General features: G+C 50.8%; 21 protein-coding genes and 1 pseudogene. 14 read left to right on the top strand and 8 right to left on the bottom strand.

Going from position 1 to position 26,687, the window contains the following annotated elements; genetic code table 11:
* The first annotated feature begins 243 nt into the window (after window positions 1-243).
* From WN56_RS14695 to WN56_RS14670, 6 genes are all read left to right on the top strand, one after another.
* The gene (locus tag WN56_RS14695; protein WP_046075707.1) at window positions 244-1,644 is read left to right on the top strand and encodes an L-serine ammonia-lyase; all 1,401 of its coding nucleotides are present in this window, start codon (window positions 244-246) and stop codon (window positions 1,642-1,644) included.
* A gap of 26 nt (window positions 1,645-1,670) precedes the next feature.
* Window positions 1,671-2,969, top strand: a complete 1,299-nt coding sequence (locus tag WN56_RS14690) for a serine hydroxymethyltransferase (RefSeq protein ID WP_046075706.1) — start codon at window positions 1,671-1,673, stop codon at window positions 2,967-2,969.
* Between the two features lie 166 nt (window positions 2,970-3,135).
* The gene (gcvH, locus tag WN56_RS14685; RefSeq protein WP_046075705.1) at window positions 3,136-3,513 is read left to right on the top strand and encodes a glycine cleavage system protein GcvH; all 378 of its coding nucleotides are present in this window, start codon (window positions 3,136-3,138) and stop codon (window positions 3,511-3,513) included.
* Between the two features lie 15 nt (window positions 3,514-3,528).
* Window positions 3,529-6,393 (top strand): aminomethyl-transferring glycine dehydrogenase, encoded by a 2,865-nt coding sequence (gene gcvP / locus WN56_RS14680; RefSeq protein ID WP_046075704.1) that lies wholly within the window; start codon window positions 3,529-3,531, stop codon window positions 6,391-6,393.
* Between the two features lie 302 nt (window positions 6,394-6,695).
* The gene (locus WN56_RS14675) at window positions 6,696-7,403 is read left to right on the top strand and encodes an ABC transporter substrate-binding protein (RefSeq protein ID WP_052708121.1); all 708 of its coding nucleotides are present in this window, start codon (window positions 6,696-6,698) and stop codon (window positions 7,401-7,403) included.
* Window positions 7,404-7,529: 126 nt separating this feature from the next.
* Window positions 7,530-7,703 carry a DUF6435 family protein gene (locus WN56_RS14670; protein WP_106407173.1) on the top strand — a complete coding sequence of 58 codons (174 nt, stop codon included), beginning with the start codon at window positions 7,530-7,532 and terminating at the stop codon, window positions 7,701-7,703.
* Here WN56_RS14670 and WN56_RS14665 read toward each other — a convergent pair.
* Window positions 7,700-9,511 (bottom strand): ABC transporter transmembrane domain-containing protein, encoded by a 1,812-nt coding sequence (locus WN56_RS14665; RefSeq protein ID WP_046075701.1) that lies wholly within the window; start codon window positions 9,509-9,511, stop codon window positions 7,700-7,702. The genes WN56_RS14670 and WN56_RS14665 overlap by 4 nt on opposite strands.
* A 29-nt stretch (window positions 9,512-9,540) precedes the next feature.
* On the bottom strand, window positions 9,541-9,966 hold the full coding sequence (gene nsrR / locus WN56_RS14660) for a nitric oxide-sensing transcriptional repressor NsrR (RefSeq protein WP_046075700.1): 426 nt from the start codon (window positions 9,964-9,966) through the stop codon (window positions 9,541-9,543).
* 108 nt (window positions 9,967-10,074) lie between these two features.
* Here nsrR and hmpA point away from each other — a divergent pair.
* The 3 genes and pseudogenes from hmpA (at window position 10,075) to arfB (ending at window position 12,606) form a co-directional block, all read left to right on the top strand.
* Window positions 10,075-11,259: pseudogene (hmpA, locus tag WN56_RS14655) on the top strand (NO-inducible flavohemoprotein).
* A gap of 143 nt (window positions 11,260-11,402) precedes the next feature.
* Window positions 11,403-12,098: a pirin family protein gene (locus WN56_RS14650; protein WP_046075699.1), complete on the top strand. Its 696-nt coding sequence runs from the start codon at window positions 11,403-11,405 to the stop codon at window positions 12,096-12,098.
* A gap of 94 nt (window positions 12,099-12,192) precedes the next feature.
* Window positions 12,193-12,606 (top strand): alternative ribosome rescue aminoacyl-tRNA hydrolase ArfB, encoded by a 414-nt coding sequence (arfB, locus tag WN56_RS14645; protein WP_046075698.1) that lies wholly within the window; start codon window positions 12,193-12,195, stop codon window positions 12,604-12,606.
* Window positions 12,607-12,767: 161 nt separating this feature from the next.
* Here the strand turns inward: arfB and edd are convergent, their stop codons facing one another.
* Window positions 12,768-14,573, bottom strand: coding sequence for a phosphogluconate dehydratase (gene edd, locus WN56_RS14640; RefSeq protein ID WP_046075697.1), 1,806 nt, complete (start codon window positions 14,571-14,573; stop codon window positions 12,768-12,770).
* Entirely contained in the window at window positions 14,573-15,094 is a 522-nt protein-coding gene (locus WN56_RS14635; RefSeq protein WP_046075696.1) for a gluconokinase, read from the bottom strand. Before WN56_RS14635 ends, edd begins: the two co-directional genes overlap by 1 nt.
* A 153-nt stretch (window positions 15,095-15,247) precedes the next feature.
* Between WN56_RS14635 and WN56_RS14630 the strand changes: the two genes are divergently transcribed.
* The 4 genes from WN56_RS14630 (at window position 15,248) to WN56_RS14615 (ending at window position 20,984) form a co-directional block, all read left to right on the top strand.
* Window positions 15,248-16,627 (top strand): GntP family permease, encoded by a 1,380-nt coding sequence (locus WN56_RS14630; protein WP_046075695.1) that lies wholly within the window; start codon window positions 15,248-15,250, stop codon window positions 16,625-16,627.
* Between the two features lie 10 nt (window positions 16,628-16,637).
* Window positions 16,638-17,246 carry a bifunctional 4-hydroxy-2-oxoglutarate aldolase/2-dehydro-3-deoxy-phosphogluconate aldolase gene (locus tag WN56_RS14625; RefSeq protein WP_046075694.1) on the top strand — a complete coding sequence of 203 codons (609 nt, stop codon included), beginning with the start codon at window positions 16,638-16,640 and terminating at the stop codon, window positions 17,244-17,246.
* A 156-nt stretch (window positions 17,247-17,402) separates the two neighbouring features.
* Window positions 17,403-19,328: an ATP-dependent DNA helicase RecQ gene (locus tag WN56_RS14620; RefSeq protein WP_046075693.1), complete on the top strand. Its 1,926-nt coding sequence runs from the start codon at window positions 17,403-17,405 to the stop codon at window positions 19,326-19,328.
* A gap of 225 nt (window positions 19,329-19,553) precedes the next feature.
* Window positions 19,554-20,984, top strand: a complete 1,431-nt coding sequence (locus tag WN56_RS14615) for a transporter substrate-binding domain-containing protein (protein WP_052708120.1) — start codon at window positions 19,554-19,556, stop codon at window positions 20,982-20,984.
* Window positions 20,985-21,057: 73 nt separating this feature from the next.
* On the opposite strand, the gene WN56_RS14610 is transcribed toward WN56_RS14615, so the two are convergent.
* Entirely contained in the window at window positions 21,058-22,305 is a 1,248-nt protein-coding gene (locus WN56_RS14610) for an aromatic amino acid transport family protein (RefSeq protein WP_046075692.1), read from the bottom strand.
* A gap of 425 nt (window positions 22,306-22,730) precedes the next feature.
* Between WN56_RS14610 and rihA the strand changes: the two genes are divergently transcribed.
* Window positions 22,731-23,666, top strand: coding sequence for a pyrimidine-specific ribonucleoside hydrolase RihA (gene rihA, locus WN56_RS14605; RefSeq protein ID WP_046076034.1), 936 nt, complete (start codon window positions 22,731-22,733; stop codon window positions 23,664-23,666).
* 86 nt (window positions 23,667-23,752) lie between these two features.
* On the opposite strand, the gene WN56_RS14600 is transcribed toward rihA, so the two are convergent.
* From WN56_RS14600 to WN56_RS14590, 3 genes are all read right to left on the bottom strand, one after another.
* Window positions 23,753-25,336: a S8 family peptidase gene (locus tag WN56_RS14600; RefSeq protein ID WP_046075691.1), complete on the bottom strand. Its 1,584-nt coding sequence runs from the start codon at window positions 25,334-25,336 to the stop codon at window positions 23,753-23,755.
* 373 nt (window positions 25,337-25,709) lie between these two features.
* Entirely contained in the window at window positions 25,710-26,213 is a 504-nt protein-coding gene (locus WN56_RS14595) for a hypothetical protein (RefSeq protein WP_046075690.1), read from the bottom strand.
* Between the two features lie 129 nt (window positions 26,214-26,342).
* Complete coding sequence (locus WN56_RS14590; RefSeq protein WP_131828019.1) at window positions 26,343-26,681, bottom strand: hypothetical protein; 339 nt, start codon at window positions 26,679-26,681, stop codon at window positions 26,343-26,345.
* Window positions 26,682-26,687 lie beyond the last annotated feature (6 nt).

Below are 26,687 nucleotides of genomic sequence, written 5' to 3'. Positions count from 1 at the left end.
GCAGTTATGCAATGGTTTAAAAAGAGAAGGTTTTGTCTCTAGGATCACAACATAGGTTTCTTATTGGAAATTTATTTTGCGGAAAAGTGAACGCTTAGGTACGTTAACAAAATGTTTAAATCAACAGTGCGCGTATTCATCGATCGCGACTGTTGAGTGCAACGTGAAGCAATGTCGACATCTTCGATGTAAGACAGCATGAATAATGACAAAAACGTACCTTACTGATTGAGGAGACAGGCCATGAGTCACAGCATGTTTGACCTGTTCAAAGTCGGTGTCGGGCCTTCAAGTTCCCACACCGTAGGCCCGATGGTGGCCTGTGCACGCTTTACGCAATACGCGGCACAAACGCTCTCAGTGACCGACATCGAACGTGTCAAAGTGGACTTATACGGCTCACTAGCGCTCACCGGGAAAGGCCATGCCACCGATGTCGCCTGTGTGATGGGATTGATGGGCGAAATGCCCGCGACCATAGAGTCAGATGAAATCGATACCATGACCAAGCTGGTCAAAAACGGCGGCGAACTCCCCTTTGCTGGACGCCACTACATCCCATTCAATTGGCAGGCAGATATTGCCTTTCACTATGAGCAAGTACTGCCCGCGCACCCCAACGGGATGACAGTCAGTGCATACGATAAAGCCGGTGACTGTTTGGCCAGCAAGACCTATTTCTCTGTCGGCGGTGGCTTTGTGGTGGAAGAAGGCGAAACCGATGCATTGGCAACAGATTTTGTCCCTCCTCACCCGTTTAATAGTGCGGCGGAGTTGCTTGACCAATGTGCAAAAACGGGCATGACCATCAGTGAGCTGATGTTTACTAACGAAGTGGCACGCGCGCGATATCACGATAGTGGCGCCACACGTGACACGGTTAACCAGGGACTGGATCATATCTGGCAAGTGATGCGTGAGTGCATCGATAGAGGCATTAAACAAGGTGGCGTATTGCCGGGTGGTTTAAACATTAAGCGACGTGCCAAAGGCATGTACGACGCCATTCACGATAAACAAGCCCATGGCTTACCCACAGATACCAATGATTGGGTCAACCTATTTGCCATGGCGGTCAACGAAGAGAATGCCGCCGGTGGTCGTGTGGTCACCGCCCCAACCAATGGTGCGGCAGGCGTGATCCCTGCCGTGCTTGCGTATTACGACAAATTTGTGTCGCCCAATAACCCAGACGGGATCCGTACCTTTATGGCCACCTCTGCGGCTATTGGCTCTTTGTACAAGACCAATGCCTCTATTTCGGCCGCAGAGGTCGGTTGTCAGGGAGAAATTGGCGTGGCGTGCTCCATGGCAGCTGGCGGCTTAGCCGCGGCGATGGGAGCGAGTAATCAACAAATTGAGAACGCCGCAGAGATTGGTATGGAACATAACCTTGGTCTCACTTGTGATCCCATCGATGGCTTGGTGCAAGTTCCCTGTATAGAACGCAATACCATGGGCGCCGTCAAAGCCATTAACGCTACCCGATTAGCCATGGGTGGCGACGGCGAGCACCACGTCTCGCTTGATAGCGTGATCAAAACCATGCATGAGACCGGGCTCGACATGATGAGTAAATATAAAGAAACCTCACAAGGTGGCCTCGCCACCAATGTGATCCCGATTAACGTCGTGGCCTGTTAGCCACCATCGCCAACAAGGAAAGCGCAATGAAACCGAGCTACCCGAATGTAGAATTGGAGCAGTTTTTCTCCACTAACTTATCGGAATCCGATGGCGCTGTGATGTCGGCAGTGCAGGCCGAACACAAACGTCAGCAACAACAAATCGAACTGATCGCCTCGGAGAACATCGTCTCGCAAGCCGTGATGCAAGCACAAGGCACCTGCTTAACCAATAAATACGCCGAAGGCTATCCGGGCCGCCGCTACTATGGCGGCTGCGAGCACGTTGATGAAGTTGAAGCCATCGCCCAAGCCCGCGCCAAACAGCTGTTTAGCTGTGAGTATGTCAACGTACAGCCGCATTCGGGCGCACAAGCCAACGGCGCCGTGATGCTGGCGCTACTGCAACCTGGCGACACCATTTTGGGCATGTCACTCGATGCTGGCGGCCACCTCACTCACGGCGCGCGCCCTGCACTATCGGGTAAATGGTTTAATGCTGTGCAGTACGGCGTGAGCAAAGACAGCCTAGAAATTGATTACGATGAAGTCGCGGTGCTGGCTCGTGAGCATCAACCGAAGATGATCATCGCCGGGGGCAGTGCGATCCCACGTCATATTGACTTCGCTCGTTTCCGTGCCATTGCCGATGAAGTGGGTGCCTATTTGATGGTCGACATGGCACACATTGCTGGCCTAGTGGCCACCGGCGCCCACCCTTCGCCACTGCCCCATGCACATGTGGTCACCACCACTACCCACAAAACCTTACGTGGGCCACGCGGCGGGATGATCCTCACCAATCACGAAGACATCAACAAAAAGATCAATTCAGCGGTATTCCCCGGCTTGCAAGGGGGGCCACTGATGCATGTGATTGCCGCCAAAGCGGTGGCATTTGGTGAGGCGCTGGAGCCTGAGTTTAAATTGTATATTGATCAAGTGGTTGCTAACGCCAAAGTCCTGGCCGAGGTTCTACAAACACGTGGCTGCGACATTGTTACAGGCGGCACCGATACCCATCTGATGCTCGTCGATCTACGTCCAAAAGGCCTAAAAGGCAACCAAGCGGAGCAAGCGTTAGAACGCGCTGGCATCACCTGTAACAAGAACGGCATCCCTTTCGATACCGAAAAACCCATGATCACTTCAGGCGTTCGCCTTGGCACACCGGCCGGCACTAGCCGTGGCTTCGGCACTGAGGAGTTCCGCCAAATCGGAGAATGGATTGGTGATGTGCTGGATGCCTTAGTCGAAGCGCCAGAGGGCAATGCCGATATCGAGGCACGCATTCGTAAAGAGGTGCAACAGCTGTGCGCGCGCTTCCCGCTATATCGCCAATAAATGGCGGCGCGAAGCCATAAACAGTCTTGCAACGACTAAGCCAATACCATTGACACGTACGTTATGAAGACACAGGAGGCGGTATCGTCATCCACAGACCGCCTCACTTTACATTGTAAATCGCTCAACGACTGAGCAGCTCGCATTAAACGCAGGAGAGTAACAAATGGACGCGACACTAAAGTTTTCTGAAAGCCATGAGTGGGTCAAAGACAACGGCGATGGCACGGTGACCATGGGGATCACCGATCATGCCCAAGGCCTGCTGGGCGATGTCGTGTTTGTCGATCTGCCCGAGGTTGGCGACAGTACTGAAAAAGGTGAAGGCTTCTCATTGGTGGAGTCGGTGAAGGCAGCGTCTGATATCTATGCCCCGGTCGATGGCGAAGTCATTGCCGTCAATGAGGGTCTTGAAGATAGCCCAGAGCTAGTTAACGAAGCGCCTTTTGAAGGAGGCTGGATTGCCAAAATTAAACTCGCTGACGACACCAATTTGGATCATCTAATGGACGCGGACGCATACACCGCCGCCATCGACGACTAATTCAGGACGACTATCATGACGCATACTCGTTTACTCGATAGCCTAGTGGCCGATAATGACTTTATCGCTCGCCACAACGGCCCAGATACTCAGCAACAAAGCGCGATGCTGGCGGCGATCAATGCCACCAGCCTCGAGCATGTGATTGAAGAAACTGTCCCTGCCGATATCCGCTTGCCACAACCGCTAAACCTCAGCGACCCCAAAAGCGAAACCCAGATGTTGGCGGAACTGAGCGACATTGCCGCGCAAAATACCATTAAGCGCAGCCTGATCGGCCAAGGCTATTATCACACTCATACCCCACCGCCTATTTTACGCAATGTGCTGGAAAATCCTGGCTGGTATACCGCTTATACGCCGTATCAGCCCGAGATTTCGCAAGGCCGACTCGAATCGTTGCTGAACTTCCAGCAAATGGTGATGGACTTAACGGGGATGGATTTGGCCAACGCGTCGCTGCTCGACGAAGCCACTGCCGCGGCGGAAGCCATGACCCTGTGTAAGCGTGGCGGCAAGCACAAAGGCAACGCGTTTTTTGTTGCCAGTGATGTGCACCCACAAACGCTGGACGTGATTAAAACGCGCGCCAATTTCCTCGGCTATGACATCATTGTTGATCATGCGGACAAGCTGAGTCAGCACGACGTATTCGGTGCCCTGCTCCAGTATCCGGGCACCACCGGTGAAGTACGCGATCTCAGCACGCTGATTGCAGACGCGCAAAGCAAGAAAACGCTAGTCGCAGTCGCCACCGATCTACTTTCACTCACCTTGCTTAAAGCGCCGGGTGAAATGGGCGCGGATGTGGTGATTGGCTCAGCACAACGCTTTGGTGTACCTATGGGTTACGGTGGCCCACACGCCGCCTTTATGGCGACACGCGACAAGCTCAAGCGCACCATGCCCGGCCGCGTGATTGGCGTATCGGTCGATAGCAAAGGCAACCAAGCCCTGCGCATGGCGATGCAAACGCGCGAGCAACATATTCGCCGTGAAAAAGCGACCTCCAATATTTGTACTGCTCAAGCCTTGCTAGCCAACATGGCCGCTTTTTACGCGGTGTATCACGGCCCTGAAGGCTTGAAGAAAATTGCCCGCCGAGTGCATCATCTCACCGCACTGTTCGCCAAATCGGTCCAAGCGGCGGGGTTGAGCCTTGCCCACGACAGCTTCTTTGATACCGTCACGCTCAACACAGGCGAGCAAACCGACGCCTTGTATCAAAAAGCACAGGATGCCGGCTTTAACTTGCGTAAATTGGATGGCCAACTGGGCATAAGTTTCGATGAAGCGAGCACGCTGGCAGAGGTCAATCAATTGCTTACCGCGCTCACCGGTCAAGGCAATGCAGAAAGCGTGGCGAGCGATATTGAAGCCGATGAATTTGCCGCGATCCCTGCCGCATGCCGCCGCACCAGTGAATACCTAACGCACCCCGTCTTTAACCGCTATCACAGTGAAACCAAGCTGATGCGGTATATGAAGGCGTTGGAAAACAAAGACTTCTCCCTTACCCACGGTATGATCCCATTGGGCAGCTGCACCATGAAGCTGAATGCCGCGGCCGAGATGATCCCCGTCACCTGGCCAGAATTTGGTGCCCTGCACCCGTTTGTGCCATTGGAGCAAGCCAAAGGTTATCAAACACTGGGTAAATCACTGCGTGACATGCTGTGTGAAATCACCGGCTACGATGAGATCTCCATGCAACCCAACTCAGGTGCACAAGGGGAGTATGCGGGCTTAATCGCGATTCAGCGCTACCATGAAAGCCGTGGCGACAGTCACCGCAACGTGTGCTTGATCCCAAGCTCTGCCCACGGTACCAACCCTGCTTCCGCGGCAATGGTTTCGATGAAAGTGGTGGTAGTTGGCTGCGATGACGATGGCAACATCGACATTGACGATCTGAAAGCTAAAATCGACAAACACCGCGATGCACTCTCGTGCATTATGATCACCTATCCATCGACACATGGTGTATACGAAGAAACCGTGCAACAAGTGTGCGAGCTGGTGCATGACGCTGGCGGCCAAGTTTACTTGGATGGCGCCAACATGAATGCGCAAGTGGGGCTGACCACACCGGGCTACATTGGCTCAGACGTTTCGCACCTCAACCTGCACAAAACCTTCTGTATTCCCCACGGTGGTGGCGGCCCGGGCATGGGGCCAATTGGTGTGAAATCGCACCTTGCGCCTTTCCTCCCCGGTCATGTGGAGCAAGGTGACCAATTTGCCGTCTCAGCTGCACCAATGGGTAGCGCCTCGATTTTGCCTATTTCATGGGCGTACATCGCTATGATGGGTGAACAAGGCCTGACGCGCGCGACCGAGTTGGCGATTCTCAGTGCCAACTATGTGATGGAGCGTTTGCGTCCCTACTACCCCGTGCTTTATCGCGGCAAAAACGGACGCATTGCGCACGAATGTATTATCGACATTCGCCCACTCAAAGAGGCATCCGGCATCAGCGAAGAAGACATCGCCAAACGCTTGATGGATTATGGCTTCCACGCGCCGACCATGTCATTCCCGGTCGCGGGTACTCTGATGGTTGAACCGACCGAAAGTGAAAGCCAAGAAGAGTTGGATCGCTTCTGTGATGCCATGATTGCCATTCGCGAGGAAATTGCCAAGGTGCAAGACGGTGAGTGGTCGCTGGAAGACAACCCATTGGTCAATGCGCCTCACACCCAAGCGGATCTGATGGCAGACGAGTGGTCTCACGCCTATTCCCGTGAGTTGGCTTGCTTCCCATCTGCCCATAACAAGGCAAGCAAATACTGGCCATCAGTCAACCGTGTCGATAATGTCTACGGCGACCGTAACTTGATTTGTTCTTGCCCTAGCATTGAAAACTATATGGATGAGTAATCCACTAGTCACAGATAACCAAGTTAAAAACTAACTTGATAAACGAAAGGCGAGCCGCTCGGTTCGCCTTTTTTATTGCTCCATGTGTCCACCGTTGCGGTTCAACAGCCTGTAGTGACAGCCTTGGCTAATCCCGCTCTCCGCAGTACCTTGCTCAGCGAAATTTTCTCCCGTCTTACTGCTTGCTGGCTAAACTTAAGGCAATACACCTTTTCACTGAGAGTGATTAAGCCTTGCTGAGTTTATGTCGACGCCCTGTTGTACGCGTGCTGTTGATAGTACTGCTGTTGGGAATGGCCGGAATGGTCCATGCTGCTACGTCAACCGTGCGCTTGGTTACGTTAGAATACCCTCCCTATATTCAAACCTCGGATGGCTCACTGGATGGTGTGGCGGTGCGGGTGGTCAGTCGAACCTTCGCCAAGCTGGGTTACGATGTCGAGATTGAAGTGCTGCCATGGGCGCGAGCACTCTATCAAGTCCGAACCGGCTTAGCGGATGGCATATTCACCATTTTCAAAACACCTGAGCGCGAAGCGTTTCTCGATTACTCTCAGCAGGTTTTATTTCAACAAGGGATCCGCTTTGTTCATCGCCCCGATGTCAGTCTCTCTGAAGATGCGATTCAATCGTTCAATTTTGGCGCTTACTCCGTCTGCGTGATCAACCAAGTCAGTTACGGCAGCCGGATGGATGCTGCCTTGGCGCAAAATCAATTCGATCAGGTTTTCCGCCTGACTCGCGCGCCACAGTGCCTTCGGATGTTGGAAAGTGGCCGAGCACGCCTGTGGCTCAGCAACCATTTTGGCGCACGCGCCCTGGTTAACCAGCTCGATATGAAGGATGTTGTCGAGATCAATCCCCATCCTATCGAAGACACCCCTAGTTACATTGCCTTCTCTAAAGTGCAAGAGTTATCAGCCCTACGTGACCAATTAGATCAAGCGTTAGCAGACATGAAAGCCACCGGAGAGTACCAAGCGATCATTGATGACTTTTTTAATGATTAATCGCTGACATTCCTGCACAAGGTTTTATCGCGCACTCACTTTGAGCCGCTAAACAAAGGACGCTTATCATCCAAGCCTACCCTTACACCGTAATGGAGCATGTCAGTTATCAACAAAGGACGCGACATGCTCTCATTTTTAAAGCCGAATCCGGTTAAAAAGCTTAAAAAGCAGTACGAAGCTAAGCAGCAACAAGCCTTTCAGGCGCAGCGCAACGGCGACATCCGTGGTTATTCATTGCTCACCGAAGAAGCAGAAAAGATTGACAAACAAATCAAAGAATTGGAAAACAACGCTTAGCTATTTGAGACATGGCTAAACTGCCGTTTTACCAAGCGCTGGTACAGCGGGCAGCGTGCCAGCAAGTCGGTATGGCTGCCTACATCAACAAGCTTACCTTGATCCATGACGACAATGCGGTCAGCGTGCTGAATGGTTGATAAGCGGTGGGCGATAATCAGGGTAGTGCGGTCCCGCATTAAAGCCGCCAAGCCTTGCTGCACCGCATGCTCACTTTCGCTATCAAGGGCACTGGTCGCTTCATCGAGCAATAAAATCCGTGGGTCCTTAAGAATTGCGCGGGCAATCGCAATTCGCTGCCGTTGGCCGCCCGAAAGCCGCACGCCTCGTTCACCTAAAAAGCTGTGATAACCATCCGGTAATTGCTGAATAAAAGCATCAGCGTGCGCTTGAATCGCCGCCTCTTTCACGGCTTGCTCACTGGCATCTGGCCTGCCGTAGCGGATGTTGCCTATCACATCATCGCTGAACAGGGCGGGTTGTTGTGGCACCAGAGCCATTTGTTGGCGCAACGCTTGCGGGGACAAGCTGCGGATATCTTGTCCGCCCAGCATAATCGCGCCTGATTGCGGATCGTAGAAACGTTGCAGTAATTCAAATACGGTGGTTTTCCCCGCTCCCGACGGCCCAACTAACGCCACGACTTCACCGGGCTGAATAACAAGGTTCAGCGTATCAATCGCTGCTTGATGGGGACGCGTGGGATAATGAAAATGCACCGCGTCAAAGCGAATATCATTGCTCAGTGATTGGGCATCGGCAATCGGTGAGGTAGAAGGAGTGCGAATATGGCTTTGCACGTGCAACAGTTCCACCAAGCGCTCCGTCGCGCCTGCCGCGCGTTGCAACTCCCCCATCACTTCCGACAAGGTAGCCATCGAAGAGGCAACCATGATGGCGAAAAATACAAAGGCACCCAGATCCCCTGCTGACATAGTACCTTGAATCACATCGCGACCACCGACCCATAACATGCCAGTAATGGCGCTAAACACAATCACGATCACGCCGGAAATAAGAATGGCTCGTTGTTTCACGCGCTCGCGCCCAATCTGATAGGCACGCTCCACCTCTTGCCCAAATGCGGCTTTAGCGTGATCTTCTACCGCGAAGCTTTGCACGGTTTTAATATTGGTGATGGCTTCACCGGCATAGCTGCCTACATCTGCCATCGAATCTTGGCTTTGCCGCGACAACGCCCGCACACGACGGCCATAGATAAGTATTGGCACCAAAATAAAAGGCACGGAGGCCAGCACAATCAAGGTCAATTTAATATTGGTGGCAAACAGCATGATGATGGCGCCCACACACATCAGCGCACTGCGCATCGCCATGGAGAAGGAGGAACCGATAATATTTTGCAGCAAGCTGGTATCTGTGGTGATCCGCGACATGATTTCGCCACTTCCATGGGTTTCAAAATAGCTCGGATGCAAGCCAATCACATGCTCAAACACTGCTTGGCGAATATCGGCACTGACCCGCTCACCCACTGACGACACCAGATAGAATCGGAAAAAGGTGCCGATCGCGATTAATACCGTGATCAGCAAAATAAACTGTACCGCATTCCCCAGCTCAACCAGTGATTGCTGCGCAAAGCCTTGGTCAATCAAAAGCCGAACGCCGTGTCCAACCGACAGCGTTAGTGATGCAGTAAACACTAAGGCCAGCAAGGCCGCACTCACTTGCCAGCGATAAGGACGAATAAACGCTATCAGCTCCCACAGAACCGTCAGATTTTTACTGTTGCGACTTGAAGCAGATGGTGTCGAGGCGGTGTGTGTTGAAGCGGAATTGGCCATAAGCTCTACTTAGTGCGGTCCTTGCACATTTAGGGGCGGGTTAGCAGGATCATTAACTCGCGATTGTCGTTGATAAGCGCATCGATGGTGCATGCATCCAACTCCTTTAAAAAGGCTTGTTTGGCTTTCGCTAAACGCTCTTTTAAGCGGCACGCTGGAGTGATATGACAAAACTCAACCGAGCAATTGACGAGTTCCAACGGTTCAAGATCGCGTACGACTTGCCCCACCGTGATCGCGGTCGGCGCTTGCAGTAGACGAATCCCCCCGTTCTTTCCGCGCACCGTTTGAATATATCCCAACTGCCCTAAACGGTTGATGACTTTCACCATATGATTGCGCGACACCCCAAACAAGCGTGTCACCTCGGTAATGTTGGTGAGCTCACCCTCTGGCAAGGAGGCCAGAAAAATCAACGTGCGAAGTCCGTAGTCTGTAAAGCTGGTTAGTTGCATATGTGCCTCTTGCTTCTACGCCAAATTGTAAGTCTTCTATTGATTAAAAGATATATTTGAGATACAACTTAAAACATGCATTAAATATACATGTTTATAGAGACGCTAATGTTAAGCCAACAAACCATTGATATTGTTAAATCAACTGCCCCTGTGCTCGCCGAAACTGGCCCGAAGCTCACAACCCACTTTTACCAACGGCTGTTCCACCATCACCCCGAGTTAAAGGACATTTTTAACCTCCGCCATCAGCAAAATGGCGATCAGCGGGAAGCACTGTTTAACGCGATTTGTGCCTATGCACAGAACATTGACAACTTGCCTGCCTTATTGGGTGCGGTAGAGAAGATTGCTCACAAACACACCAGCTTGCTGGTCCAAGCTGAGCACTATCCGATTGTCGGTCAGCATTTATTGGCCACCATTGATGAGCTACTTTCGCCGGGACAAGCCGTGCTCGATGCGTGGGCTGAAGCCTATCAAGTGCTCGCGGATGTATTTATCGCCAAAGAGCAACAGCTTTATGACGATAGCCACGCCCAAATCGGTGGCTGGCAAGGGCAGCGAGCATTTACGTTGATTGAAAAACGCCCCGAGAGTGAACAGGTCACCAGTTTTGTGTTTGCCCCTCAAGACGGACAGCCCGTCGCACCTTTTACGGCCGGGCAATACATTGGCATTGTCGTGAATCATACCGGCTTTGAACATCAATAAATTCGCCAATACAGTTTGTCACATGCGCCTAACGGCCAGCATTATCAGATCTCGGTAAAACGGGAGCCACAAGGTCAGGTCTCCAATTACTTACATGATGAGTTGGCCGTTGGAGGCACTGTGATGCTCACCCCACCAGCGGGCGATCTCAAACTGAACGTGGATCAAGATGCACCCGTGGTATTAATTTCTGGCGGGGTGGGCGTAACGCCAATGTTGGCGATGCTGGAAAGCCTGACCGAACATGACGCGCCCGTCACTTGGCTGCATGCTACCGAGAACGGCAAACTGCATGCTTTCAATCATTCTGTCCGCACCCTCGCGCGTCAGCACGCGCATATTCAGACGCACATTTGGTATAACCAACCTCAACCCACGGATACGCTTGGACAAGACTTTGATCATACCGGATGGATGGATCTCACTGCGGTAAGCGATACGTTCAGCCCAGCCGCGGTACAGGTGTATCTCTGCGGCCCAGTTGGCTTTATGCGCCATATTCAAGCGCAACTTCGCGAGCTTGGCGTGCCTGACGAACAGTTCCATTATGAGTGCTTTGGACCACACAAAACCTTGTAGTGCGTTTTTAAGCCAGGGTTATTCAGCTTTTTAGAACAAGATGCTCAATGTTACGCCGTGTTCGCACGGCGTTTTTGTTTCTACACTGCATTTATTGTTCAGCGTCACCGCTGTTCAACATCGAATCAGTGAGGAAAAGCATTATGATCACAGTACGTCATGCCAGCGATCGCGGTCAGGCCAACTTTGGCTGGCTACAAAGCCGCCATACTTTTTCATTTGGTAGCTATTACGATCCCCATCATATGGGCTTCTCTGCACTGCGTGTGATCAATGATGATATCGTCTCGCCCGCCGCAGGCTTTGATACCCACGGACACCGTGATATGGAAATCATCAGTCTGGTGCTGGAAGGGGAAATAGAGCACAAAGACAGTCAAGGCAACCGACAAACCCTACCGGCTGGCGAGTTCCAACTGATGTCGGCTGGGCGCGGTATTTATCATAGCGAGTATAATGCCTCATCAACCCAAGCCTTGCGCTTTCTACAAATTTGGATTGAGCCCAATGAGCAAGGCGGGGAGCCGGGTTATCAGCAAAAAGATTTTGGTAAGCAGGCTGGCTTTACCGTCATCGCGACCCCAGCCGGAGAAAATGGCACCTTACGCATCAAACAAGATGCGCGTTTGCTACAGCTGATTCTACCGCCCAGTGAATCGGTTACCTTGCCTTTGGAGGCAGGACGCCATGCTTATGTACATCAAGTCGCGGGCACGCTCGACGTTGAAACGACATCTCTGGCTCCCGGCGATGGCGCAAAGATTGAAGATATCCATCACGTAACCTTTAGCAATAAGGGCAACGAAACCAGCCAAGCACTGGTGTTTGATCTCCCCTAACGCGCAGATTCAGCCACTCTGGCCTGCCGGTCTATTTGCGCCGCAGGCCTTAGTCTGTGTACACTGCGCCCTTTCTTCATGCATGAGAGGTTGAATGCTCATTCTATCGAATAAGGTGGCGATTCCCGACAATGAGATTGAGCTCACAGCTATCCGCGCGGCAGGGAAAGGCGGGCAAAACGTCAACAAAGTATCGAGCGCCATTCATTTGCGCTTTGATATCCAAGCCTCATCATTGCCTGATGCGTACAAAGCCCGCTTAATGGCTCTGTCTGATTCACGTATATCTAAAGACGGTGTCGTGGTGATAAAAGCGCAAAACTACCGCACCCAAGAGCTAAACCGAGAAGACGCGCTAGAGCGCTTACAGGCGTTGATCAAAGGCGCGATGGTAGAGCAGAAAAAACGTAAACCCACCAAACCTACCAAGGCCTCACAACGACGCCGCGTGGATGCTAAAAAACGTAAGAGCCAAACTAAAGCCCTGCGTGGAAAGGTCGCCCCTTAGCGCCTCACATTCCACGGCTAAGTCCAGGCGTTTACGAAACCATCATCTCGCTTGCTGTATCACAACCGGTAGTGTGCTGCCCTCATTATCTCGCCAAGTATTAGCCCATTTATGTGACATAACGCATCAACGAAATACACCGTGCGATGACACACTATGGCTTATGCACGCGGTGAAGGAAATAAATACGTCGCCCCCTCATCAGCGCGTGACACCTGCTGACGCGCCGCAGCAAACAAATCACGTCCCCATGTATTGGTCGCTTGGGGCGGTTCTGTCACAGGACGCAGGGATAAGTCAGCATGACAGGTCAATACGCCAGCATTGGCATCCAATGTGATCAGATCGCCATCTTTAATAACGGCCAGCGCACCGCCATGCATGGCTTCTGGACAGACGTGCAAAGCGGCAGGAACCTTACCTGACGCCCCCGATAACCGTCCATCTGTCACTAGAGCAACCTGATATCCCATCTTTTGCACATTACCAAGAATAGGCATGAGTTTATGAAGCTCTGGCATGCCATTAGCGGCTGGGCCATTGAAACGTACCACCACAACCACGTCTTGGTTGAACTCCCCTCTTTGATAGGCCTGCTCAACCTGGTGCTGACAGTCAAACACTCGCGCAGGCGCGCAAACCACGCGATGTGCGGGAGCCACCGCGGAGACTTTGATCACCGCGTTGCCCATATTGCCAGAGAGCATGCGTAATCCACTGGTTGAGCTGAAATGCGAGCCGGAAGCCGCTATAACCCCTGTGTCGGTTGATGGTGCGGCAGGTTCCCAAACAAGCTGCCCCTGGTCTAATCGTGGTGTGGTCAATTGATCGCTAAATTGGCCGACGGCAGGTAAGGTATCGTCATGTAATAACCCAAGCGCATGTAAGTGCACCATCAACGTTGGGACGCCTCCAGCGGCTTCAAAAGCATTAATATCAGCCGGGCCGTTAGGATACATTCGAGTCAGTAACGGAACCACATGGGACAATGTATCAATATCTTCCCACGTCAGGATGATTCCTGCTGCTCGCGCCATGGCCACCAAATGGATGGTATGGTTGGTGCTGCCGCCTGAAGCCAGCAACGCAACCACACCATTGATGACGCTTTTTTCCGTCACCACATCGCAGAGTGGTCGGTAAGTCGCACTTCCCGCACACTGGGATGCTAACGCTGTCGCCGCATAGCAAGTCAACGCGTGGCGCAACGCCGAGTTCGGGGCGACAAACGCGGCGCCGGGGAGGATTAACCCCATAGCTTCAAGCACCAGTTGATTGGTGTTGGCCGTGCCGTAGAAGGTGCAGGTCCCCGGACTGTGATAGGCCTGACATTCCATCGCCAATAATGCCTCTTTACCGACGTCACCGGCTGCATACGCTTGACGTACCCCCACTTTTTCCTCGTTGGTTGTACCTGTGGACATCGGGCCGGAGGGCACAAATAAAGTCGGTAAGTGCGCATAGGCAAGTGCACCCATCAGTTGCCCCGGTGCAATTTTATCGCATACGCCAAGCAACAGTGTGGCATCGTAGACATTATGGCTTAACGATATCGCAGTCGCCTGCGCAATCACATCACGTGAAAACAACGACATCTCCATCCCCGGCTGACCTTGCGTCACCCCATCACACATCGCGGGCACACAGCCTGCCACTTGCGCCGTATGGCCCAAAGGCTGCAGAGCAGCTTTGATCTGATCGGGATAGTCAGCATAGGGCGCATGCGCGCTAAGCATATCGTTATAAGCGCTGATAATTGCCACATTGGCGGTAGTCATATCCAGCATGTGCTGTTTATCTTGCTGGCACGATGCGGCCACCGCATGCGCGATATTGCCACAAGACAAGCTTGCACGCGTCTTTCCCATATCGGCTTGTCTCTGAGTTTGGCGTAAAAACGCGGTGCGCGCAGACTCGCTGCGTTGGCGTAGCTCTTTAGTCACCGCTTCAACGTTAGAGTGCACCATCAAGCCACCTCTTGCTGACGAGTAATGAGACACGCTGCGTATTTTGTTAAGGATTCGATATCTCGGTTGATATCAACAGAAATCACGTCTGATTCAATCCCCGTCGGTTTTTCTAAAGCGGCAAATTGACTGTCAAGCATTTCGGTTCTCATGAAGTGGCCTTTACGCGCTCGCATACGTTCAAGAATTAACTCATAGCTACCATCTAGAAAAAGAAAAGTGACGCTCTTATTTCCCTCACGAAGCCTATCTCGGTATTGACGTCGAAGCGCAGAGCAAACGATGACACCGAATTCGTTTTTTTGCTCCAAACTAAACGCGACATCACGGAGCCGTTCGAGCCAAGGCTCTCGATCTCTATCATTGAGAGGCTGTCCCAATGCCATTTTCTCGATATTTGCGCGTGGGTGTAAATCATCACCATCGATAAACTTGGCGTCTAAGCGCTGTGCCAATTTCACGCCTAGCGTACTTTTTCCAGAACCACTCACGCCCATCACAATCACACTACCAATTGCCATACCAACTCCTTAGCGAGATTTTAACCAGATCTCATTTTTGGTCATGCATTTAATAATTGTCTTTATCTTAGTGTGGTTACCGGTAACATGTTACCGGTAACCTTTAACTTTGTGACGTTTGACACAAAACATCTTAGTCTGAAGAGGTGAGCCATGGAACTACTCGCACAAAGCCCTGAGCCAACGACTCTGCTCTTGATAGCACTGGGCGCTATCGCATTGTTATTACTACTAATAATGAAACTTAAGGTACATGCTTTTGCATCGCTGACGTTGGTCAGCTTGGCCACTGCACTCACCACCGGAATCCCGATCGATAACGTGGTGCCAACCATGATGACAGGATTTGGCAATACCCTCGCATCAGTTGCCTTACTCGTCGGGCTGGGTGCCATGATAGGCAAAATTCTCGAAGTCACCGGCGGTGCGAATGTCTTGGCCGATACGCTGATCGCTCGGTTTGGCGAAGCACGTGCCCCGTTAGCACTCGGTATTGCTTCTTTGCTCTTTGGCTTTCCTATCTTTTTCGACGCGGGGCTGATTGTAATGATGCCCATCATGTTTAGCGTCGCAAAACGCTTGGGTGGCTCACCGATAAAATACGCCTTGCCGGTTGCGGGGGCGTTTGCAGTTATGCATACCTTTGTCCCCCCACATCCCGGTCCCGTTGCAGCCTCAGATTTACTCGGCGCAGACATGGGCTTGCTCTTAGTCGTTGGGCTTCTGGTTTCGTTTCCTACTTGGTATTTGGGTAGCTACTTATTCGGACTGTATGCAGGCAAGAGGTTCAACATTCCGCTCGCAAAGGCTTTTTTAAACACTGAAGTCATGTTTAAAAGCAAAAAGGATTACCCTGCCTTTTCAACTGTGTTGATGATTTTACTGCTCCCTGTACTGCTCATTTTCCTCGATACGGGTCTGAACGCACTCAGTGTGGCTGGCATGGTCAACGGTGAACATCAATGGGTCGGCTTCTTGCGTATGCTAGGTAAAACCCCGGTCGCACTGCTGATCACCCTATTAACTTGCTTGTTGGTCTTTGGCCAAAAACTGGGCAAAAGTAAAATGGAAAAACTGTGTACCGATTCGTTAGCGCCAATTTGTGCGGTGATTTTGGTCACTGGCGCGGGCGGCATGTTTGGTGGCGTCTTGCGCGCGAGCGGTATCGGTCAAGCACTCGCCACCATGCTGTCAGACACGGGCATGCCGATAATATTGGCCGCATTTGTTATTGCTACCTGCTTGCGCGTTGCACAAGGCTCTGCCACCGTTGCTCTCACCACCACGGCCGCACTTATCGCACCCACCGTATCGCATACTGTGGGTTTATCCCAACTGGATGTGTGCTTTATTGTCATCGCGATTGCTGGTGGGGCGACCGTTTTATCGCATTTCAACGACTCGGGCTTTTGGTTGGTATCGCGCCTACTCGAAATGGATGAAAAAACCACACTTAAAACTTGGACTGTGATGGAAACCCTGCTCGGGACCATTGCGTTTGTTATCGTAGCGCTATTAAGCGTTTTACTGTAAAGGAATCCCCATGACTGAACTGAATCAACGCCTTAAGGCAATTCGCATCGTGCCAGTGATTGCGATTAATAATGCGGATGATGCTGTGCCGCTAGCAAAAACCTTGGTCGATAACGGCCTACCGTGCGCTGAAATTACCTTTCGCACTGACGCGGCCGCCCGTGCTATCCGTCTCATGCGCGATGCCTATCCCGATATGCTGATTGGTGCCGGCACGGTACTCACTGCAACCCAAGTCGACGCCGCAATTGACGCAGGCGCCGATTTTATTGTCAGCCCTGGGCTTAACCCAACCACAGTAAAACATTGCCAGCAACGCGGCATTCCTATCATCCCTGGGATCAACAACCCCAGCTTAGTCGAGCAAGCCATGGAGCTGGGGCTGGATACGTTGAAGTTTTTTCCTGCCGAAGCTTCAGGCGGCATTGCGATGTTAAAAGCATTATCTGCCGTGTATCCCGTGAGTTTCATGCCAACCGGCGGCGTGAGTGAGGCGAACGTAAGCGATTATCTCGCATTACCTTCGGTGCTTGCATGTGGTGGCACTTGGATGGTCCCTGCCAAGTTGATTGACGCGCGCAACTGGGATCACATCGCCGCATTAGTTAAGGCGTTGTAATGGTTGTCACCTCAAGCAAGGACATCTTTTCCGCTTGAAAAAGATGCTGGAGTCGCTCGCACTCGTCATCGCTTGTGCTTGCAACGTCAACGTGTCACCGATACCGTCTCTTCTCGATTTATAAAAGACGCTGGGTTAAAAACGGGGAGAGGCGGTATGTTGACCAAGGCACTTGAGCACGTTTTTGGGTTTTCATCATTTCGTGTAGGACAAGAGTCGGTGATTTCTCAGATAATGCAAGGGGAGTCGGCCTGTGCGATTTTTCCTACCGGTGCAGGTAAGTCATTGTGCTATCAACTACCAGCCACGCAATTGCCCCACTTAACCCTAGTGATTTCACCTTTGCTAGCATTAATGCATGATCAAATCGCATTTATGCGCCGTAAAGGTATTGCCGCCGCTACCATTGATTCCACACAGACTCCCGAGCAAACTAAACAAGTGATGGAGCAAATCCGCTGCGGTGATATCAAAGTCCTGATGATTTCGGTCGAGCGGTTAAACAACGAACGCTTTCGCCAATTTATTGCCCCTATCCCCATCTCTTTATTGGTCATAGATGAAGCACATTGTATCTCTGAGTGGGGACATAATTTTCGCCCCGATTACCTCAAACTCCCCGCTTATCGACAGCAATTAAATATTCCTCAGGTATTGCTTCTCACCGCTACTGCGACACCCGCGGTTGTCGAGGACATGCAAAAAAAATTCGCGATCCCAGCAAGTAACACGACATTAACCGGGTTTTATCGCTCCAACCTTTACCTGAATGTGGTCGCCGTGGAAGAGGATCAAAAACGGCAAGCGCTGGTTGAGCAGTTGCAGCCTGCTCCCCTCTTACCAACTGTCATTTATGTCACCCAGCAGCAAACCGCCGAGGATGTCGCCCAGTGGCTACAAACCCAGCATATCCCCGCGACGGCTTACCATGCCGGTATGAGTCACGATACGCGTGTATCAATACAAGAAGCCTTTATGGCGGGCCGATCACCATGTATTGTCGCGACCATCGCCTTTGGTATGGGGGTCGACAAGGCTGATATCCGACGTGTCATCCATTTTGATTTGCCTAAATCGATCGAGAACTATAGCCAAGAGATTGGCCGCGCGGGACGAGATGGCCACCAGGCAACGTGCACTGTGCTCGCCAACCAATCGAGCCTGAATGTACTGGAAAATTTTATCTACGGCGATACGCCAGACAAAACGGCGATCCAGGGGCTACTGGAAGAAATAAAACAAGCCGGTCAACAATGGGAAGTCATGCTACACAGTCTATCACGGACGTATAATATACGGCTTTTGCCGCTTAAAACCTTGCTGGTTTATTTAGAAATGGCCGGTGTAATCACCAGCCAATACAGTTATTTTGCCGATGTGAAGTTCCAATCCGTTGAGTCACCAGAAACCATTACGGCTAAATTTCAGGGTGAGCGGCGCGAATTTGTCGCCCAACTATTTACGTGCGCGGTCAAAGCTAAAACCTGGTACAAGATGGATTTCCAACAACTGTGGCAACGCTTTGGGGCAGAGAGAAAGCGCGCGTTAGCGGCACTGGACTATTTTCACGAGCAAGGTTGGATATCACTTGCCACCCAACAGGCCACGCAAGTCTTTTCGGTCAGTCCCCATGAGATTGATGTTCAAGCGCAGGCTGAACAATTACATAACCTTTTTGCTAAAAAGGAAGAGAGCGAACTGGCCCGCATCAACCAATTACTAGCTTTATTGTCCTCTTCAACCTGTATTAGCCAGCGCCTTGCCGACTACTTTGGCGATCACGCGGCGCCAATTACTTGTGGCCATTGTTCGGTATGCCAAGGACATATTGCTCAGCTACCCCCACGCCCTGAATTACCCGCGATCGATGTGCAGGCATTATCATCATGGTGCCAGCACTTCGCCGCCGCTTGCGATGCCACGCCAAGTCACGCGGCAACGACACGTTTTTTACTCGGGCTGTCTTCACCGCTTCATACCAAAATCAAGGCGAAGACAATACCTGGTTTTGGCGCCCTTGCGTCATATCCGTTTCAAACGGTTAACGCTCGTGTGCTCGCTGAGCACGATGCCAAACAATAACGGATAACAATGTGGCGCATCCAGCTTAGCAACGCTCGGAGCGCCACCTCATGCCGCTGGCATTGCCACAATCGGGTGTATCATCACGAACGCACTACCCTCTCAGTTTTGCGGAAAAAGTGACATTTATCCCCAGCTGCCAATGTTTTGTTCATATACTGGTAGTAATGGTCGCATGCATTGCGCGCCATCATTTCTAGCCATTGCCAGATTCAAGGGTTGTTTATGCGGCATTCTGGGGTGTTATATGTGGTGACTCGTATCATCGTTGTGGTTCTGAGCATTGGCGTCCTCTTGACCATCACGCTGAGTGTTGACGCTGAGCAAAACCAACAATCCAAGCCACAAAGCCCTGTCTTAAAAGTGGCGAACTCGCATGCTTGGCGACCATTTTCCTATCTTGACCGCAATCAAGAGCCAAAAGGGATCCTGATTGATTTTTGGAAAGAATTTGGCAAACGTAACGGCTATCAAATTGAATTTGTGCTAACTGATTGGCAACAATCGATTGATGCTGTGCGAAGCGGTCAAGCCGATGTTCACGCAGGCTTACTTCGCTCACCAGAACGGTTAGCGTTTATGGATTTCGGCACCCCACTTTTTAGCATCGATACGCAAGTGTTCTTCAGCCAAGCTCTCACGGGCGTATCGGCGGATTATGTGTTAGCGGGCGACACCGACCACGCAGTCGGTGTTGTGCAAGGCGGGTACGAAGAAGAGTTTATGAGAACCGAATTTCCAGATGTAACGCTACAGCTCTTCCCGAATAACCAAGCCATGCTTGATGCAGCGTTATCTGCAGACATCCAAGCATTCGTCGCCGATCTGCAAGTCGCCAATTATCACCTTTATACCACCACTAACCAAAATTTGTTTATACCCGTCAGGCACCTCTATACAGAAATGTTATATGCCGGTTTTGCGAAAGGGAAGACGGCATTACTCAATCAAGTTGATAATAAATTTGCTTGGCTCGACGATGAAACCAAGCGGCGGCTATTAAATCGCTGGGTATATTACGATGTCGAGACCGTCTATCCCGCGTATTTGTTACCAACGCTAATCGCCTTTGGTGTGATAGTGGGCATTAGCTATATCTTTTTACTGAAAAGAACGGTTAAACAGAAAACGCATGCGCTGCAAGCAGCCAATGACTTACTGCAAGCGCAAGCGATTACTGACTCTCTCACTCATCTTCACAACCGACGTTACTTCTATCAGTGCCTATATAGCCAAATGCGCGAAGTCAAGGGGATAACCCTGATGGTGTTCGATATTGATGACTTCAAAGCCTTTAACGATGGGTTCGGCCACGCACATGGCGACGAAGTGCTTTGCTTTGTCGCTCAAACAGCGCGGAGTCTATTACCCAATGACGCCGTGGTGGCAAGGATCGGGGGAGAGGAGTTTGCCGTACTGCAGTATTTTTCTACCGCTGAGCGTGCCGTGGCGCAAGGCAAACTGCTGTGCAACGAGATATCAAGACAAAGCCTTGCGCTATTTAATCATCCATCTATGCCCGTCACAGTGAGTTTGGGCGTGGCTTACTACCCAAATGGTATGCCTCACAGTGAAATTGTTGATGCCGATAAAGCCATGTATCAAGCTAAAAAGCAGGGTAAGAACTGCGCCGTTTTGCACGAGATAAGCCAGTGAGAGCGGGCTTACGACATTGCAACATACAAAAAAGCGCCGCGAGGGCGCTTTCATGCAAGATGATATTGTTTACTTAACCCATCAGGTTATAAAGCAACGCTGAAATCGCCAGCATACCTGTCACAAAGATAAAGTAAGTACCCGCTTTGCCGCGATACTGCGACAGCGCTTTGACTTTGTAGGCCGCAACCGTTGGCATAATAAATAAGATCATCGCAATCACAGGCCCAGACAATGCGCCCATCATATCGAGGATGCTGGGGTTAATCACCGCACACCACCAAATAGCAAAAAACATCACCACCACGCCGAGCTTATCGGCCTTTTTATAAGTGAGTTTGCTATGTTTGGTGACCAGGCCGTTCAGACTTTCGCGTGCACCGAGGAAATGCCCCAAGAACGATGATGTGATAGCAATAAAGGCGACCAAAGGCCCTAAGGTGCCAATAAATGGATTTTGGGTGACATTAGCAAGGTATGAGAGCACAGACACATTTTGCGCCTTCGCTTCCGCCATTTGTGCCGGGGTGAGCGTCAACACGCACGAGAAAACAAACAGGAGTACAAAGGCAACTAACATCACGCCCGCGCGTTTAAGAATTTGCTCTGACTTGCCTTGGGCATCATCACCATAGTGACGGCGCTGAATGTTGGCAAAGCTAGAAATCGCCGCCGCATGGCTGAACGAGAAAATCACTACTGGCACGGCGAGCCATAGATTCATGCCCAGTTCTCCCATCCCGGGCATAGCGAGGTTCGGTGCTTGCCATGATGGTATTAGGTAAAAAGACAAAAACGCCAAGATAGCAACCAGCGGATAAACCATCGCCGCAAATGCACGCAGCATCAGGCGCTCGCCCCCCATCATGATCGCAATCATACCTGCGACTAGCACACCAGACAGCATGACACGGTTTGGCGACGCCCACCCGAGTTGATTAACCAAAAAGCTATCAACTGTATTAGTCAGCCCAACGCCATATATCAACAAAATGGGGAAAATAGAAAGAAAATACAGCACGGAGATCAAACGGCCTGCATGGCTGCCGAAGTGTTCGGCAACCACATCGGTGAAATCGGCATCTTTGTGGCGAGACGACAACACAAAGCGCGCTAAGCCTCGGTGAGCCATAAACGTCATCGGAAACGCCAGTACGGCCATAATCATGAGTGGCCAAAAGCCCCCCATCCCGAGATTAATGGGAAGGAACAGGATCCCGGCCCCCACCGCTGTACCGAACAAGCTGAGTGCCCAATGGGTATCATGTTGGGTCCAGCGGTGCGATACACTTTTTGAGGAGATATCTATAGTCTGGTTCACGTCAAACTCTCTTAGTTATAATATTTTGTGCGGTTGCATAGTAGCGAGTTCAACTTAAAGTATCACATAAATGTAATAGATATATGTCCTAATTGTTTTGTTAAATACTTGTCACATAATCTAGGTTAAAATCTAAAAAGCAGTTTATAACTCTATTAATGCCCCAAATTGACAACATAAACCTCCAAATTATCAAGCAAAGACAGATTGATTGAATTGTTTGCAAAATAATGCAACAACCACATTTTCGTTCGCAACATGTTGACAATGTGTAACAACTCATCTCTCAGTTTTTGATGATAAATTATTCACCTGTTACATTTCGCTCGCGTGAGCAATTAGCGAGGACGATCACACGCTGCAAGTGGCAAGGCGTTTATCCTGTGCTGACCGACGTGTTCTCCAACTCCGCGATAGGCCAGCTTATGCGTGAACCCATTATTATCGACTGCGATCCCGGCCATGACGATGCCATTGCACTGGTGATGGCTTGTGCACTCCCCCAGCTTGATATCAAAGCAGTCACCACCAGTGCCGGAAATCAAACCCCAGATAAAACCCTTTACAACGCCAGACGCATTTTGACTTTGTTGCAACAAACACACATCCCTATCGCGGGTGGCGCACATAAACCACTCACCCGTGAGCTCATTATTGCTGATAATGTTCACGGTGAGTCGGGCTTGGATGGTCCTGCGCTGCCAGAGCCCACGATGGACGCCCATCCTGATAATGCCGTTAACCTAATGGCCAGTGTACTTCAAGACGCTGACCAGCCTATTACCTTGGTCGCGACTGGCCCTTTAACCAACGTGGCTTTACTCCTGGCCGCCTACCCGGATTTAACCAACCGGATTAAGCAGATTGTGCTGATGGGAGGCGGTGTGACCTTGGGCAATTGGACACCAGCAGCCGAGTTTAATATTTATGTCGACCCAGAAGCCGCTGATCGCGTGTTTCGCGCTGGGATCCCAATCACCATGTTTGGATTAGATGTTACCCACCAAGCGTTAGTCAAAGATGAAGATGTGGCTTCCATCCGTGGCATCGATAATCCCGTGGCACAGACAGTTGCGGGTTGGCTTGATTTCTTTATGCGCTATCACCGCGATCCCAAGTGGCGCTTAGACGGCTCACCGCTGCACGATCCCTGCACCATCGCGTGGCTGGTGATGCCGGAGCTCTTCGAGTGTGAATCACTATGGGTGGGTGTCGAGACACAAGGGACGTTAACCACTGGAATGACGGTCGTCGACCGCTATCACGTCACGGGCAATCTCGCCAATACCGAGGTGGCAATGGCCGTCGATCGAAAGGGCTTTATCAACTTGCTATACGATTGCTTGCGCCAATACCACTAAAAAGCGCGGCTTTGTGCCGCGCTTTATCGTCATCTTGGGTCATAAAACGGTTTCGGTCATAACGCGACCGCCTTAGCGACAGTGCATTAGTATCGCGCTGTCACACTGACACCGTTAAAAGCAGTGTAACCATTAAGCATCACGTGATAGCGACCGTTTTGTGTGCTTTGTACCGTACACACTTCACTATTGCCGTAGTTGTATGGACGGCAGTCCCAGCTATTTAAAGTTGGTTTCGCCCCATAGCGTACGTACAAATCTGCATCGCCTGAGCCCCCGCTGATATTGACCGTTAGACGTTGCCCCGCGTCAACATCAACGTAAAAGAATCGCTGCGTACCTTGTGCCCCAGAAATACCCGTGACTGGCTGGCCATTTTTGAGCTCATTTTTTGGCCCTGGCGTTGGGTCACAATCAGGCTCACAACTGCTATCCGCTTGGCTATAGAGCAGTTTGTTAACCGAACCACGAGGATCACTGATTTTATTTACGCTAGCACGGTTGCTAATTAAGCTCTCGACTTGTGCTGGCGATAGGCTATTGTTTTCTTGTAAATACAAGGCCGCAACACCGGCAACATGAGGTGTCGCCATTGACGTGCCACTGATGGTGCGATAACCACCGTCATACCAGGCAGATTTGATTTGCGAGCCTGGTGCAAATACATCAAGACAGCTGCCCCAGTTGGAGAAACTTGATCGGCTATCGCTGCTTGTTGTTGAGCCCACGGTGACGCCACTTGGCTCACGGGCCGGCGAGCTGTTACACGCATCGGCATTGGAATTGCCAGCCGCCAGCATAAAGCTCACACCCGATTGCACCGCACTGGCAACCGCACGATCCAGTGCTGTAGACACACCACCACCTAAGCTCATGTTTGCCACCGATGGTCCACTGGCATTAGCAGCCACCCAATCAACCCCGCCAATCACACCGGACGTTGAGCCCGAACCACTACAGCTCAGCACTCTCACCCCAACAATGTCGACATTTTTAGCGACGCCATATTGGCTACCACCGATAGTGCCGGCCACATGGGTGCCGTGACCGTTACAGTCCGACGCGTCATTATCGTTATCAACAAAATCATAGCCAGAGCGAGCACGACCACCAAACTCTACATGTGACGTTGTCACACCTGTATCAATGACGTACGCCGTCACACCTGTGCCATCAAAATTGGTACTGTAATTGTTATCCAAAGGCAGGTTACGTTGGTCAATGCGATCCAACCCCCAAACTGGATTACTCTGGTTGGCGTTTGGGGTGATTACCGGGTCCAAGGAAATCGTCTTATCTTGCTCGATAAAGTCCACTTGTTCGTCCATACGCAACGCGCGCAGTTGCTCTGGCGTCAATTTGGCTACAAAGCCACTCAGCGAGCGATCAAACACTTTCTCAACTTTAACCGCATGTTGGTTGACCATGCTTGAAACGGTCTGCTGAGTGAAGGTTTGTAGCGCTTGTGGATCGTCGCTGAGCGTCATCGGTTGTTTGAATACCACAATGTATTGGTCTTCAATCCCCTGCTTGTCTGACGCGACAACGAGTGGCGCTAGCGTTTGCTGCTGAGAGATCGCTTGTTTACCCTCTTCCTGTTTTGCGAGCGCGGCAGGCGATGCAGCGACTAATGCTGATGCAATACAGCAGCTAAGTACATGCTTTAACATATTGTATTCCTTACAATGGTTAAACGTATCAAAAATTAATTGCCTACAAATAACAACAAGCACGTTTATAAAGTTATGCATCAACAGCACTTTTTTCCGCAGAGAAAATCGCTTTATTTATCCAACCTACCAGCATTATTTACTATTGCATCAGCAGCATCAATTTTAACTTTTTGTTTACAAAGTGTTTATGTAGGCCATCTGTGAGCACTTAACACTTTTTTACTAAAAATGATTGATGAACAGTTCTTTGATGCTGCTCACAGCTAAAATGAAAGTTAATTAATACATGCAGTTAGAGAGTGAGATTGATTGGCATAAAAAAGCCAGTGACAGAGCACTGGCCGGTAAGATACTCGGTGTTCAACCTAATTTAACTTGGCTGCTCATGCACCAACACGCCGCCTTCAAGCGCCCCAACTAATACATTCGGAACGTCGGCTTCATCAGAGGTAACAGCAATACGCGTGCCCGGCCCAATCGCCGAGATAGGGGCTGCCATCATCAAAGAGCCACGCTCACCGTCATCAACAAGCTTCCACGATGGCGCGGCTGCCGCATGATCATTGGCATATAGCCGACACTTGTTTCTGTCAGGTTCAATTAAACAGTCCAGGCCATACTCAATGTCGTCATAAAAAAACGACCACTGATAATAACCCGCATTGACGCTGCAAGGGGTTTTGATAAAACTCAACGCCTCTGCGTTATCTTGGGTTAAGGTAATAAAGCGCTGTGCATCTGGCACCATCGCTAAATATCCCAGTGATTTGCCATTGGCATCGGTGACCGCGAGCTTTACCTCTTGTTCAACCATCGCGCGCTCATGATCGCCAATGTCTGGCAACATGGAATCGGGTTGTACTGAAAACGCCATTGTGTCGCTCCTTTGGTTGCTTCGCACCACTCTTAACAGTTATGTAACAACCAAAGATATAGATCAATTTCTCGGAAAAGTTTAGTGATTTAATTGCATAATATGTTGATGAACCGCTCGATACGATCATCATGCCCGTTGGTCGAACAACGACGTTGATTGTGGCTTCAAAACAATCGCTGCTAAGATCGTAGTGTATAGTGTCGCACCTATCGCAACCATGATTAACATCACCCAGTCTGCGGCACCATTAAGCATCGCAAGTGAGGAGCCCGTTAACGGTGGCGCTGATAGAGCACAGACAAGGCCGACTACAATACTGAACACAAAAGCGCGCTTGGCGCTGCGCAAAGAAAAGCGACGAAAAATCACTAACGACACTACAGGCAAACCCACTAAAAATAATAACCATCCCCAGTAAGGAGCGGCTGAGTACAGTAGTACGGTAAAAATTGCGTCAAGAGTCATGTCCGC

Source organism: Salinivibrio sp. KP-1, assembly GCF_000968645.1.
Classification (GTDB): Bacteria; Pseudomonadota; Gammaproteobacteria; order Enterobacterales; family Vibrionaceae; genus Salinivibrio; species Salinivibrio siamensis.
The sequence above is the reverse complement of the archived record's forward strand: the minus strand, read 5'-3'. Positions and strand labels throughout refer to the sequence as shown.